Annotated in this window: 12 protein-coding genes and 1 riboswitch; of the genes, 5 read left to right on the forward strand and 7 right to left on the reverse strand. The window is 71.2% G+C overall.

The features are described 5' to 3' along the window. Window positions 1–42: 42 nt before the first annotated feature. Entirely contained in the window at window positions 43–1,455 is a 1,413-nt protein-coding gene (locus OG568_RS21185; RefSeq protein ID WP_329532725.1) for an FAD-binding oxidoreductase, read from the forward strand. A 40-nt stretch (window positions 1,456–1,495) separates the two neighbouring features. Continuing rightward, window positions 1,496–2,251, forward strand: a complete 756-nt coding sequence (locus OG568_RS21190; protein ID WP_329532726.1) for a decaprenylphospho-beta-D-erythro-pentofuranosid-2-ulose 2-reductase — start codon at window positions 1,496–1,498, stop codon at window positions 2,249–2,251. A gap of 11 nt (window positions 2,252–2,262) precedes the next feature. Here OG568_RS21190 and OG568_RS21195 read toward each other — a convergent pair whose 3' ends face one another. Both OG568_RS21195 and trpS read right to left on the reverse strand, forming a co-directional pair. After that, the gene (locus tag OG568_RS21195) at window positions 2,263–2,847 is read right to left on the reverse strand and encodes a 2'-5' RNA ligase family protein (protein WP_329532727.1); all 585 of its coding nucleotides are present in this window, start codon (window positions 2,845–2,847) and stop codon (window positions 2,263–2,265) included. A gap of 198 nt (window positions 2,848–3,045) precedes the next feature. Continuing rightward, the gene (gene trpS, locus OG568_RS21200) at window positions 3,046–4,059 is read right to left on the reverse strand and encodes a tryptophan--tRNA ligase (RefSeq protein WP_266436850.1); all 1,014 of its coding nucleotides are present in this window, start codon (window positions 4,057–4,059) and stop codon (window positions 3,046–3,048) included. 138 nt (window positions 4,060–4,197) lie between these two features. On the opposite strand from trpS, the gene OG568_RS21205 reads away from it, so the two are divergent. Next, the gene (locus OG568_RS21205; RefSeq protein WP_329532728.1) at window positions 4,198–4,866 is read left to right on the forward strand and encodes a hypothetical protein; all 669 of its coding nucleotides are present in this window, start codon (window positions 4,198–4,200) and stop codon (window positions 4,864–4,866) included. A 45-nt stretch (window positions 4,867–4,911) separates the two neighbouring features. Here the strand turns inward: OG568_RS21205 and OG568_RS21210 are convergent, their stop codons facing one another. Next, a complete protein-coding gene (locus OG568_RS21210; RefSeq protein ID WP_443077712.1) occupies window positions 4,912–6,408 on the reverse strand; it encodes a glycine hydroxymethyltransferase in 1,497 nt (498 codons plus the stop codon). Continuing rightward, window positions 6,390–6,476, reverse strand: a riboswitch (ZMP/ZTP riboswitch). It overlaps the preceding gene by 19 nt. 127 nt (window positions 6,477–6,603) lie before the next feature. Here OG568_RS21210 and rocD point away from each other — a divergent pair. Then, window positions 6,604–7,812 (forward strand): ornithine--oxo-acid transaminase, encoded by a 1,209-nt coding sequence (rocD, locus tag OG568_RS21215; protein WP_266585038.1) that lies wholly within the window; start codon window positions 6,604–6,606, stop codon window positions 7,810–7,812. 12 nt (window positions 7,813–7,824) lie between these two features. Here rocD and OG568_RS21220 read toward each other — a convergent pair whose 3' ends face one another. After that, entirely contained in the window at window positions 7,825–9,036 is a 1,212-nt protein-coding gene (locus OG568_RS21220) for a glutathionylspermidine synthase family protein (RefSeq protein WP_329532730.1), read from the reverse strand. 59 nt (window positions 9,037–9,095) lie between these two features. Then, the gene (locus tag OG568_RS21225) at window positions 9,096–9,446 is read right to left on the reverse strand and encodes a hypothetical protein (protein ID WP_266436865.1); all 351 of its coding nucleotides are present in this window, start codon (window positions 9,444–9,446) and stop codon (window positions 9,096–9,098) included. A gap of 130 nt (window positions 9,447–9,576) precedes the next feature. On the opposite strand from OG568_RS21225, the gene OG568_RS21230 reads away from it, so the two are divergent. Beyond that, window positions 9,577–10,404 carry a DMT family transporter gene (locus tag OG568_RS21230; RefSeq protein ID WP_329536407.1) on the forward strand — a complete coding sequence of 276 codons (828 nt, stop codon included), beginning with the start codon at window positions 9,577–9,579 and terminating at the stop codon, window positions 10,402–10,404. A gap of 129 nt (window positions 10,405–10,533) precedes the next feature. Here OG568_RS21230 and OG568_RS21235 read toward each other — a convergent pair whose 3' ends face one another. Further along, window positions 10,534–11,679: a winged helix DNA-binding domain-containing protein gene (locus OG568_RS21235; protein WP_329532731.1), complete on the reverse strand. Its 1,146-nt coding sequence runs from the start codon at window positions 11,677–11,679 to the stop codon at window positions 10,534–10,536. 88 nt (window positions 11,680–11,767) lie between these two features. Further along, a complete protein-coding gene (locus OG568_RS21240; RefSeq protein ID WP_329532732.1) occupies window positions 11,768–12,547 on the reverse strand; it encodes a DUF3050 domain-containing protein in 780 nt (259 codons plus the stop codon). Between the last annotated feature and the right edge of the window lie 78 nt (window positions 12,548–12,625).

Consider the following 12,625-nt stretch of genomic DNA (forward strand, 5'->3'; position numbering starts at 1 on the left):
GTGAGGGCTTTATGCACCTTTTTCGCCGATACGGTCACGGTCATGCCTTCCGACGCCGTCTCCGACCCGGCCGAGCCCGCCTCGGACCCGGCCGGATCCGCCTCCGACCCGGCCGAGTCCGTCTCCGTCACGGGCTGGGGCCGCACCGCCCCGACCACCGCCCGACTGGTCCACCCGCGCACCTACGAGGAAGCGGCCGCCGCCGTCCGCGCCTGCGGGGCCCGCGGAGGCATCGCACGGGGCCTGGGCCGGGCGTACGGGGACGCGGCACAGAACGCGGGCGGGGCCGTGCTCGACATGACCGGCCTCAACCGCATCCACGCGATCGACGCCGCCGGCGGGACCGTACTCTGCGACGCGGGCGTGAGCCTGCACCGGCTGATGGAAGTCCTGCTCCCGCTCGGCTGGTTCGTGCCGGTCACGCCCGGGACCCGCTATGTGACGGTCGGCGGCGCGATCGGCGCGGACATCCACGGCAAGAACCACCACGTGTCCGGCTCGTTCGGCCGCCACGTCCTCTCCTTCGAGCTGCTGACCGCGGACGGCGCGATCCGCACGGTGCGCCGCGACACCCCTCTGTTCGACGCCACCACGGGCGGCATGGGCCTGACCGGGGTGATCCTCACGGCGACCGTCCGGCTCCGGCCCGTCGCCACCTCACTGATGTCCGTCGACACCGAACGCGCGGCGGACCTGGACGACCTGATGGCCCGTCTCACCGCCACGGACCATCGCTACGGGTACTCGGTCGCCTGGATCGACCTGCTCGCGCGCGGCCGCTCGACAGGACGCTCGGTGCTGACCCGTGGGGAACACGCGCCCCTGGACGCGCTCCCCCCTCGCGCGCGTCGGCGCCCGCTGGCCTTCCGCCCGGCACGGTTCCCGTCCGCGCCCGCCTTCGTACCGGAGGGGCTGCTCGGCCGCGGAACAGTGGGCCTCTTCAATGAGCTCTGGTACCGGAAGGCACCTCGCGCGCGCGCCGGGGAACTGCAGCGGATCTCGGCCTTCTTCCACCCGCTCGACGGGGTGCCGCACTGGAACCGGGTCTACGGGCGCGGCGGCTTCGTGCAGTACCAGTTCGCCGTCGGACACGGGCGCGAGGAGGCCCTGCGGCGCATCGTGCGGCGCATCGCCGAACGCCGGTGCCCGTCCTTCCTCGCCGTCCTGAAGCGCTTCGGCCAGGGCGATCCGGGCTGGCTCTCCTTCCCGATGCCGGGCTGGACCCTCGCCCTGGACATCCCCGCGAGCCTGCCGGGCCTCGGCGCCTTCCTCGACGAGCTGGACGAGGAGGTGGCCGGGGCGGGCGGGCGCGTGTACCTGGCGAAGGACGCGCGACTGCGGCCGGAACTGCTGGCCGGGATGTATCCACGGCTCACCGAATTCCGGCGACTGCGGGCCGAGTTGGACCCACGCGGGGTGTTCACGTCCGACCTGTCCCGCCGCCTCGACCTCTAGAACCGTCCCGCCTCCTCACCCCTCCCCTCTAGGAGTTGTCATGAAGGACGCCTTCGGAGCCCCCCAGTCCCTGCTGGTCCTCGGCGGCACGTCCGAGATCGCGCTGGCCACGGCGCGCCGTCTGATCGCCCGGCGCACCCGCACGGTGTGGCTCGCCGGACGGCCCTCGCCGGCCCTGGAGCGGGACGCCGAGCACCTGCGCGCACTGGGCGCGGACGTCCGTACCTTGTCCTTCGACGCGCTCGACCCCGAGTCCCACGAGACGGTCCTCGGCAAGGTCTTCGCCGAGGGCGACCTCGACATGGTGCTGCTCGCCTTCGGGGTCCTCGGCGACCAGGCCCGGGACGAGCGGGAGCCGGTGGCCGCCGCCCGGATCGCGCAGACCAACTACACGGGCGCGGTGTCGGCCGGGCTGGTGTGCGCGCGAGCCCTCCAGACACAGGGGCACGGTTCCCTGGTGGTGCTCTCCTCGGTCGCGGGCGAGCGGGCCCGCCGCTCCAACTTCATCTACGGGTCCAGCAAGGCGGGCCTGGACGCCTTCGCCCAGGGCCTGGGCGACGCGCTGCACGGCACCGGCGTCCATGTGATGGTCGTACGCCCGGGGTTCGTCCGTACGAAGATGACCGCGGGGCGCACCGAAGCGCCCATGGCCACCACACCGGAAGCGGTCGCGACGGCCATCGAGGTGGGGCTGCGACGGCGCTCGGAGACGGTGTGGGTGCCGGGGGCGCTGCGACTGGTGATGGCGGCGCTGCGGCACGTACCGCGGGCGGTGTTCCGGCGCCTGCCGATCTAGCTCGACCGCCCCTAGCGGCTGGCGATGGTCCCGCGCTCGATGTCCATGTGGCCCGCCTGCGGTGGCACCACGGTTCCCCCGAAGGCGAACTCCCGGAGCTTGCGCCACACCCCGTCGGAGCCCTGCTCGTAGAGCGCGAACCCCATGCAGGACCACTCGGCGTCGTAGTCGGCGAGCTCCTGGAAGGCGCGGTCCATCGCCGCGTCGTCGATGCCGTGCGCCACCGTGACGTGCGGGTGGTACGGGAACTGCAGCTCGCGTGCCACCGGACCGGAGGCGTCGCGGACCCGCTGCTGGAGCCAGGTGCAGGCCTCGACGCCCTGGACGACCTTCACGAACACCACCGGCGACAGGGGCCGGAAGGTGCCGGTGCCGGACAGTCGCATCGGGAAGGGCCGGCCGGCCGCGGCGACCTCGGTCAGGTGCGCCTCGACGGCCGGCAGGTCGGCGGCGTGGACCTCCGTCGGTGGCACCAGGGTGACGTGCGTGGGGATGCCACAAGCCGCGGGGTCGCCGAAGTCCGCGCGCCGCTCCTGGAGCAGGCTGCCGTGAGGCTCCGGGACCGCGATCGACACGCCGATCGTTACGGTCCCCACGTCGTCTCCTGTCGTCGTGTCCGGTGCGTTGTCGGTCGCGTTGCCGGTTGCGTTGTCGTTCGCGTCGCCGGGCGCGTTGTCTGGTTCGTACTCAGCCGTCCGGCTATCGACTGTAAGGCCCCGGCTGTGTTGTGGGCAGGCGCAGCCATAGTGATGTGCGGCGCTCTGCCCAGCGGTACGTGTGTGCGGTCGTACGCCTCAGTGCTTGGCGGGCAGGAAGCCCACCCGGTCGTACGCCTGCGCGAGCGTCTCCGCGGCGACGGCGCGCGCCTTCTCGGCTCCCTTGGCCAGGATCGAGTCGAGCGTCTCCGGGTCGTCCAGGTACTGCTGGGTGCGCTCCCGGAACGGCGTCACGAAGTCGACCATGACCTCGGCCAGGTCCGTCTTGAGCGCACCGTAGCCCTTGCCCGCGTACTTCTCCTCCAGTTCCGCGATACCGGCACCGGTGAGGGTCGAGTAGATGGTCAGCAGATTGCTGATACCCGGTTTGTGCTCGCTGTCATACCTGATGACGGTGTCCGTGTCGGTGACCGCGCTCTTGACCTTCTTGGCGGTGGTCTTCGGCTCGTCGAGCAGGTTGATGAGGCCCTTCGGCGTGGACGCCGACTTGCTCATCTTGATCGACGGATCCTGGAGGTCGTAGATCTTCGCCGTCTCCTTGAGGATGTACGGCTTCGGGATCGTGAAGGTCTCGCCGAAGCGGCCGTTGAACCGCTCGGCGAGGTCGCGGGTCAGCTCGACGTGCTGGCGCTGGTCCTCGCCGACCGGGACCTCGTTCGCCTGGTACAGCAGGATGTCGGCGACCTGGAGGATCGGGTACGTGAACAGGCCGACGGACGCGCGGTCCGAGCCCTGCCTGGCGGACTTGTCCTTGAACTGGGTCATGCGGGAGGCCTCGCCGAAACCGGTCAGGCAGTTCATGATCCAGGCGAGCTGGGCGTGCTCGGGGACATGGCTCTGGACGAAGAGCGTGCAGCGGTCCGGCTCGAGACCGGCGGCGAGCAGCTGCGCGGTGGCGAGCCGGGTGTTCGCCCGCAGGTCCGCCGGGTCCTGCGGCACGGTGATCGCGTGCAGGTCGACGACCATGTAGAAGGCGTCGTGGGACTCCTGCAGGGCCACCCACTGGCGGACGGCGCCGAGGTAGTTGCCGAGGTGGAACGAGCCTGCCGTGGGCTGGATTCCGGAGAGCACGCGGGGACGATCAGAGGCCATGTTCACCATTCTCTCAGGTGCACCCGGGAGCTCGGGAACAGGTGGGAGCAGAGCACTCCCCGGAGGGGGGACCCGGGCGGATACTCGAGGCAGGTGCCGGGCGGACGGGGGACACGCATGGCGGGCCGAGGCAGACGGATGAGATCGGGGATCGTCGTGTTGTCGGGTGTGGTGCTCGCCGTGGCGGCGGCGCACCCGGCGGGGGCTCTCGCACCGGCCGCGGGGCCGAGAGGGCCGGACATGGCCCTGGTCATCGAGGGCGGCACGGGGCGGACGACCGCGCTGCACTCCGGGGAGCGGGACTTCACAAGGCTGTGGAACCTGCTGACTCCCACCTTCACGGGGACCGAGCGGGTGCCGGACGCGTGGGCGGCGGGCGACTTCCCGCCGGTGCGGGCCACCGTGGTGTGGGGGCTGAGCGGGGTCGGGGGCTGGCCGCAGACCGACAGCGCACCGGGGGGCGACATCGCCATGGCCCGCCAGGACCAGCTGTTCGTGGCCGCGGACGGCACGCCCTGGGTACGCACGGACCCCGCGCCCGATGTGGTCGACGACGACATCCGCTGGCATCGCGTGGCGCGCTCGGTGTACGAGCGGGTGGTCGAGCGGGGGAAGCTGCTCGACGCCGCCGCAAGCGCACCGGGCTCGAAACGGGGTGTCGAGGAGCGTGCGCGGTGGGTGCTGCCCGGGCTGGGCGCGGGTCTGCTCCTCGGGGCCGGCGTCGCCTTCCTCGTACGCCGCGCGGCGGCCCGGCGGGAGGGAGCCGGACCGCCGCGGGAACCACGACAGGAGCTGATCGACCTCTGACCCAGGAGGCCTCTGGACCAGGAGGCCTCTGAACCAGGAGGTGGGTCAGCCGAGGTCGATCTCCGGGTAGAGCGGGAACGGGGCCAGCAGGTCGGTGGCGCGGTGGGAGACCTCGTCGGAGATCTTCGCGTCCAGGACGTGCTGGGCCTTGGACGGGGCGCCCTTGGCGGTGGTGCCGGGCTCGGCGGCGGTGAGGACGCGGTCGATGAGACCGGCGATCTCGTCCATCTCGGTGGTGCCCAGACCACGGGTGGTCAGCGCGGGCGTGCCGATGCGGATGCCGGAGGTGTACCAGGCGCCGTTCGGGTCGGCCGGGATGGCGTTGCGGTTGGTGACGATGCCCGAGTCGAGCAGCGCGGACTCGGCCTGGCGGCCGGTGAGGCCGTAGGAGGAGGCGACGTCGATCAGGTTGAGGTGGTTGTCCGTGCCGCCGGTGACCAGGGTGGCGCCGCGCCGCATCAGGCCTTCGGCGAGGGCGCGCGCGTTGTCGACGACGGCCTGGGCGTAGTCGCGGAACTCGGGGCGGCGGGCCTCGGCGAGCGCGACGGCCTTGGCGGCCATGACGTGCGGGAGCGGGCCGCCGAGGACCATCGGGCAGCCGCGGTCGACCTGCTCGGCGAGGCTCTCGTCGCACAGGACCATGCCGCCGCGCGGGCCGCGCAGCGACTTGTGCGTGGTGGTGGTGACGATCTGGGCGTGCGGGACCGGGTCGAAGTCGCCGGTGAGGACCTTGCCCGCGACCAGACCGGCGAAGTGCGCCATGTCGACCATGAGGGTCGCGCCGACCTCGTCGGCGATCTCCCGCATGATCCGGAAGTTCACCAGGCGGGGGTAGGCGGAGTAGCCGGCGACGATGATCAGCGGCTTGAACTCACGGGCCGACGCCCGCAGCGCCTCGTAGTCGATGAGACCGGTGGCGGGGTCGGTGCCGTACGAACGCTGGTCGAACATCTTTCCTGAGATGTTCGGGCGGAAGCCGTGGGTGAGGTGGCCGCCCGCGTCCAGGGACATGCCGAGCATGCGCTGGTTGCCGAAGGCCTGACGCAGCTCGGCCCAGTCGGCCCCGGAGAGGTCGTTGACGTTGCGGACCCCGGCCTTCGCGAGGGCCGGGGCCTCGACACGCTGGGCGAGGACGGCCCAGAAGGCGACCAGGTTGGCGTCGATGCCGGAGTGCGGCTGGGCGTAGGCGTGCTCGGCGCCGAAGAGCTCGCGGGCGTGCTCGGCGGCGAGGGCCTCGACGGTGTCGACGTTGCGGCAGCCGGCGTAGAAGCGGCGGCCGACGGTGCCCTCGGCGTACTTGTCGCTGAACCAGTTGCCCATCGCCAGCAGGGTGGCCGGGGAGGCGTAGTTCTCGGACGCGATCAGTTTGAGCATGTCGCGCTGGTCGGCGATTTCCTGGCCGATGGCGTCGGCGACGCGGGGCTCCACGGCCCGGATCACGTCGAGGGCGCTGCGGAAGGCGGTGGACTCGGTGGAGAGGGGCTCGGGCATGGAAGGCCTCCGGACGTGGCGTTCAGCGTTCACGAGTCGGCCCAGGCGCACGGCACACAGTTCACGAGCCGCTCCCCGATGGTCGATCCCATCCCAGCGCGCCAGTCACGGCCCGCCGCCAGCCTACCGGGCGCGCCGGATCGCCGGGTTCCGGCGTCCACCATGCGAGCGACGATAAGAAGGGGGCCACGAGCCCGCCCCTCCCCGTGCGGCAGCGATCCCCGCGCTGCAGGAAACGGAGATCCCGTGACCACCACCGAACGACTCATCGCCTCCGCCGACGCGCACGGCGCGCACAACTACCACCCGCTGCCGGTCGTCGTGGCGACGGCGGACGGGGCCTGGATGACGGATGTCGAGGGCCGCCGGTTCCTCGACCTGCTGGCCGGCTACTCGGCGCTCAACTTCGGTCATTGCAACCGGCGGCTCATCGACGCGGCCCGGGCGCAGCTGGAGCGGGTGACGCTGACCTCGCGGGCCTTTCACCACGACCGGTTCGCCGACTTCTGCGCGCAGCTCGCGCAGTTGTGCGGCATGGAGATGGTGCTGCCGATGAACACGGGCGCGGAGGCGGTGGAGACCGCCGTGAAGACGGCCCGGAAGTGGGGGTACCGCGTCAAGGGCGTCCCCGACGGCCGGGCGAGGATCGTCGTGGCGAGCGACAACTTCCACGGCCGTACGACGACGCTCATCAGCTTCTCCACGGACGCGGAGGCCCGGACGGACTTCGGGCCGTTCACGCCGGGCTTCGACATCGTGCCGTACGGGGACCTGGCCGCGCTGCGGGCCGCGGTCACCGAGGAGACGGTCGCGGTGTTGCTGGAGCCGATCCAGGGCGAGGCGGGCGTGCTGGTGCCGCCGCCCGGCTACCTCGCCGGGGTGCGGGAGGTGACGCGGGAGCGGAACGTCCTCTTCGTCGCGGACGAGATCCAGTCCGGTCTTGGGCGCACGGGCCGCACCTTCGCGTGCGAGCACGAGGACGTGGTGCCGGACGTGTATGTGCTGGGCAAGGCGCTCGGGGGCGGGGTCGTGCCGGTGTCGGCGGTGGTGTCCAGCAGGGAGGTGCTCGGGGTGTTCCGCCCCGGTGAGCACGGGTCGACGTTCGGCGGGAACCCGCTGGCCTGCGCGGTGGCCCTCGAGGTGATCGCGATGCTGCGGTCGGGCGAGTACCAGCGGCGCGCCACGGAACTGGGTGACCATCTGCACCGGGAGCTGGGGCTGCTGACGAGCACGGGGCATGTCACGGCGGTACGCGGGCGGGGGCTGTGGGCGGGTGTCGACATCGCCCCCGAGTACGGCACGGGGCGCGAGATCTCCGAGCGGCTGATGGACCGGGGCGTCCTGGTCAAGGACACCCACGGGGTCACGGTCCGGATCGCCCCGCCGCTGGTCATCAGCAAGGAGGACCTGGACTGGGGGCTGGCTCAGCTGCGTGCGGTGCTGGGCGCCGAGTGAACGCCTGGAGGATCACGTGGGGTGGGAAACCTGTCCCGGGAAGATCACGTGGGGCAAGAAGCGGGCGTACTCGTCGGTGATCAGCCCGGACGACTCGCGGATGCCGAGCCCCGCCGACTCGTCGTCCACGACCCAGGCGCCCAGGACGACGTGGTTGCCGTCGAACGTCGGCAGCGGAGCCAGCTCCTGGTAGCAGCACGGCTCGTCCTCGCGTACGACGGGAGCGGCGCCCGGCGCGTGCACGGTCACCCCCGCGCCCTCCCGGCCGAGGAGGGGCTTGGCGACGTACCCCTTGGTGGCGGCCAGCTCCCGGGGGCCGTCGAGGTGGGCGGGGAGGAGGTTGGGGTGGCCCGGGTACAGCTCCCAGAGGACGGCGAGGAGGGCCTTGTTGCTGAGGAGCATCTTCCAGGCGGGCTCGATCCACAGGGTGGTGCCCGTACCGCCGCCGTTGTCGAGGGTGTCCAGGACGTGGTCGGCGAAGCGGTCGGTGGTGAGCCACTCCCAGGGGTAGAGCTTGAAGCAGCTGCGGATGAAGCGGAGCTGGTTGTCGACGAAGCGGCCGGAGAGGGGGTCCCAGCCGATCTCCTCCACCGAGATCCAGTCGGTGTCGAGGCCCGCCTGCTCCGCCGTCTCCTTCAGATACGCGACGGTCATGAGGTCCTCGCCGAGTTCGTCGGCGGCGGAGTGCGCGAAGTAGAGGGGGCTGCCCGGTGGGAGGAGGGCGGCCTGCTTCTTCCAGGCGGCGACGAGGCGTTCGTGGAGGGAGTTCCACTGGTCGGCGCCGGGGAAACGGTCCTCCATCCAGAACCACTGGGGGCTCGCCGCCTCGACGAGGGAGGTCGGGGTGTCGGCGTTGTACTCCAGCATCTTGGCGGGGCCCGTGCCGTCGTACCGCAGGTCGAACCGGCCGTAGACGGAGGGGAGTTCGTCGCGGCGCCGCCAGGCCTCGGCGACCGCCCGCACGACGCGCGGGTCGGTGATGCCGAGGTCGGCGAAACGGTTCTCCTTGACGATGTGCTCGGCCGCCGCCAGGCACATGCGGTGCAGTTCCTCGACGACCTCCTCCAGCGCCTCCACCTCCGGGAGCGAGAAGGCGTAGTACGCGCTCTCGTCCCAGTAGGGGCGCAGGGAGTCGTCCGGGTAGCGGGTCAGCGGGTAGATGAGGCCCTGGTGCTCGACGGTCTGCTGCCAGCCGGGGCGGGGCTCGATGGTGCGGCGTTCCATGGCGTACGGGTCCGATCGGTGCGGGGCGCGTCCTACAGGTGTGGTGACGTAGGGGACGCTCAGCCGCCGGAGCTGCCCTTGCCGCTGCCGAAGCCGCCGCGGTCGACGGAGTGATGGCTGCCGCCGCTGGTGCTGCTGCCGGATCCCTTGCTCGCCTTGGTGAACGAACCGCCGTCGACCCAGCCGCTCTTCTTCTTGCCGCCGTAGTACCAGCCGCTGCCGACCGAGGTCTTGGTGGTCTTGCAGTTCTTGTCGGCGACGACCTTGTAGCCCTTGGCCGAGGTGTAGCTGTCGCGGTCGACGCAACGCTTGTCGGGGTCCGAGGAGCAGGCGGTGAGAGCCGCCGCGAGAAGTCCCATGCCGCCGAGTACGACCGTGCCCGAGCGCAGTTGCCGTCGTGTGTCTGCCATCTTCTGTCCCCCGTTGTCCTGACCGTGCGTATTGCTTGGCGCAAGCGATCAGATTAGAGACCCATTGGGCAAGGTGGGTGAGGCCCCCCTTCGATTCGGCGTCCCCTACAGTCACTTCGTGCTCTTTGGAATGGTGTGCGCACTTGGTGCGGCGGTCTGTTTCGGTACGGCGACGGTGTTGCAGGCGATCGCCGCGCGGGCGGCGGCCGACAGCGGCGGCTCGGGCGGGGACGCGGCGCTGCTGCTGCGGGCGCTGCGGCAGTGGCGGTATCTCGCGGGCCTGGCGCTGGACGGGCTGGGCTTCCTGCTGCAGATCGCGGCACTTCGCTCCATCCCCATCTACGCGGTCGGGGCGGCGCTGGCGGCGAGCCTCGCGGTGACGGCGGTGGTCGCCGCGCGGCTGCTGCACGTGCGGTTGAGCGGGATGGAGTGGGCCGCGGTGGGGGTGGTGTGCGCGGGGCTCGGAATGCTCGGGCTGGCGTCCGGCACGGAGGGCGGCGAGGCCGGGTCGACGGCCCTCAAGTACTGGATGCTCGGGACCGCCGTGGTGGTGCTGCTGCTCGGTCTGGTGGGCGGGCGGATGTCCGGGCGGGGGCGGGCGCTGGTCCTCGGACTGGGCGCCGGGTTCGGGTTCGGGGTCGTAGAGGTCTCGGTACGGCTGATCGACGACCTGGCGCTCGGGCCGCTGGTCCGCAATCCGGCGACGTACGCGTTGCTCATCGGCGGAGGAGCCGCGTTCATCCTGCTGACCTCGGCGCTGCAGCGCGGCTCGGTGACGACGGCCACGGCGGGGCTGGTCATCGGCGAGACCATCGGACCGGCGCTCGTGGGCGTGATCTGGCTGGGCGACCGTACGCGCGAGGGCCTGGCCTGGCTGGCCGTGCTGGGATTCGTGGTCGCGGTGGCGGGGGCGTTGGCGCTGGCACGGTTCGGAGAGGCGCCGGTGGAGGAGGGGTGACGGGGCGACGGGGCTGAGCCCGGGAGTGACCGACTCAGGCATCCGGAACAGCCACATCCAGCCATACTCCTCTTCGGAGCAAGGCCCACAACGCACAACCTGGGGAAGTCCGAGCGGCGGAACCGCTGATCACGGCAGCGTCGGCAGCAGCCGCACCTCGGCTTCGGGGAGCTTGGCCCACCAGTGGTGGTAGCGGCTGTAGACCGCCGCTTCGCGCTCTGCGAGCAGCGTCGTCAGGGACCGGGCCTCGGTGGCGAGTCCGTCCCAGACAGCGGGCGGGAGGGGACGGAACGCGGTGGCCTCGATGCCGCCGTCCACCGGCCGCCACACACCGGCGACGTAGCCGTCCACCAGCAAGGTGGGCAGTACGTCGCCGTTGTTCCGGATCACCACGGAGCGGTAGGCGGGGGGTATCACCCGGCTGCGGTCGGCGTAGGCCAGCAGAATGCTGTCCCACATCGCCATGAGCCGGGGCGGCGCGGGGGTGTCCGCGGGCGGCCGAAGGGCTCCTGGCAGGTCGTACAGCGTGACGCCGTCCGGCCCTTGGAGCTGCTCGACGGCGCCGTCCAGAGCGCGGAGCGCCGCACGGACAGGTGCCCGCTGCACCATGGCGAACTGCCCGACGTCCGCCACCGACGCGGGCCCGAACCCCGCGAGATAGCGCAGGATCAGGGTCCGCAGCGCCTCCGGGTCCACCTGCCGCCCCGTGGGCACGGGCCCGGTCCCGGCCGCGACGAAGGACGCTTTGACACCGAACGACCACGGCGCGCCCGTCGGGGCATGGTGCAGCGGCGCGTACGCCTTGAGCCCCCACCACGCCCCGTCCTTCTCCTCGGAGCCGAGTCGCTCCTCGACCCATGCACTCATTTCGGCCGCGGTCCGCGGGCGGGCGGCGAAGGCCAGCAGCTCCGCCATCACCGCCTCCGCGTCCGCCGGCGTGCGCCTCCCCGCAGCGAAGCGGGACCCGAGGCGAGAGCCGTACAGGACCGGTTGCATCGCCGCACGGAACATCTGGTAGTCCTCGGCGTGCACAGCGTGCAGGGTGATCCGCATCAAAGTCGCCTTGACCACCGAGCGCCGGGTGAAGGCGGCATCCAGTTCGGCCGGGTCGAAACCGGAGAGACGATTCCAGAGTGCGAGATACGGCGAGGCCGGTTGCTGCGCCTGAAGCGCGACGATGCGCCGCACTCCGTCGGGGACGGACAACGGCTCCCGCTCCAGCAGTAGTTGGCGGCTGAGGGTGGCTCGGTTGAGCTCGCGCGCGGTCATCTTCACGACGCGGGATTCTGCCGCACCCCGGGCGGGAGAAGCCGGGCGCAGCCCCCTCCCTGGAGACCGTTTCGGCCGCGCACCCCTCCCGAACTCAGGCCATCGCCTCCACGATCCCGTCCCACAGCCTGACCCTCGCCTCGAGGGCCAGCGTCGCTGTCTCCACCGCCTCCTGCCAGCGCGTGTCGTCCGTGCCGCAGAGGTCGGCGACCATCTGCATGGCCATGGGGGTGTGCTCCTCGCCGTCGACCTCGATATGTCGGGCCAGGTAGTCGCAGAAGAGCGGGAAGCGGTCGGTGCCCTCCTTGTTGATGACCTGATCGAACATGTCGGGGATGAGGTCCTCGCGGGAGAAGGCGAACGCGGCGGCCCGACAGTGCAGCGGCCGGTCCGCGATGATCTCGAAGGTCGTGCGGACGAACTCGACCGCTGGGGCTGGGACTTGGGCGACGCGGAGTGCCGAGGGCACGTCGTGGCCCTCGGTGACCAGGGCGAGGAAGGTGTCGATCCTGGTCACGTCGGCGTCCGCCTCGGTCATGCCCGCGCGATACAGCTCGAAGTGGCTGGTGAAGCCGCCGTTCAGCTCGTCGCTCTCCTCGACCAGGACGATGTCGTTGATCAGGCGCCGGCTGACCTCCGTGCCGCGCGGCACCCAGGGGACGTCGACACAGGTCAGTTCCCGTTGGAGGGACTTCAGGAGTGACATGAAGTCCCATACCGCGAACACATGGTGTGCCATGAACGTCGCCATGTCCTCCCGGCTGTTTATCCGCTGGTAAATCGGGTGCGTGGTGACCTCTTTACGGGCGGGTTCGATCACGGAACGCGCCCGCTCGATTCCCTCGTGGTTCACGTTCCAGTCGTACCTGGACATGGGATCTCCTTCTTGGGGACGGATGGGGGGACACCTCGGCGGTGGATGGCGATCGTGCAGCTTTACCGAGGGACCTCG

Origin of the sequence: Streptomyces sp. NBC_01450, assembly GCF_036227505.1 — a bacterium.
Classification (GTDB): domain Bacteria; phylum Actinomycetota; class Actinomycetes; order Streptomycetales; family Streptomycetaceae; genus Streptomyces.

Coding starts and splice junctions, on each gene's coding strand:
- trpS (WP_266436850.1), bottom strand. CDS start 4,059: ATGGCCTCTGATCGTCCCCGCGTGCTCTCCGGAATCCAGCCCACGGCA.
- OG568_RS21190 (WP_329532726.1), top strand. CDS start 1,496: ATGAAGGACGCCTTCGGAGCCCCCCAGTCCCTGCTGGTCCTCGGCGGC.
- OG568_RS21205 (WP_329532728.1), top strand. CDS start 4,198: ATGAGATCGGGGATCGTCGTGTTGTCGGGTGTGGTGCTCGCCGTGGCG.
- OG568_RS21225 (WP_266436865.1), bottom strand. CDS start 9,446: ATGGCAGACACACGACGGCAACTGCGCTCGGGCACGGTCGTACTCGGC.
- OG568_RS21185 (WP_329532725.1), top strand. CDS start 43: ATGCCTTCCGACGCCGTCTCCGACCCGGCCGAGCCCGCCTCGGACCCG.
- OG568_RS21240 (WP_329532732.1), bottom strand. CDS start 12,547: ATGTCCAGGTACGACTGGAACGTGAACCACGAGGGAATCGAGCGGGCG.
- OG568_RS21220 (WP_329532730.1), bottom strand. CDS start 9,036: ATGGAACGCCGCACCATCGAGCCCCGCCCCGGCTGGCAGCAGACCGTC.
- OG568_RS21230 (WP_329536407.1), top strand. CDS start 9,577: ATGGTGTGCGCACTTGGTGCGGCGGTCTGTTTCGGTACGGCGACGGTG.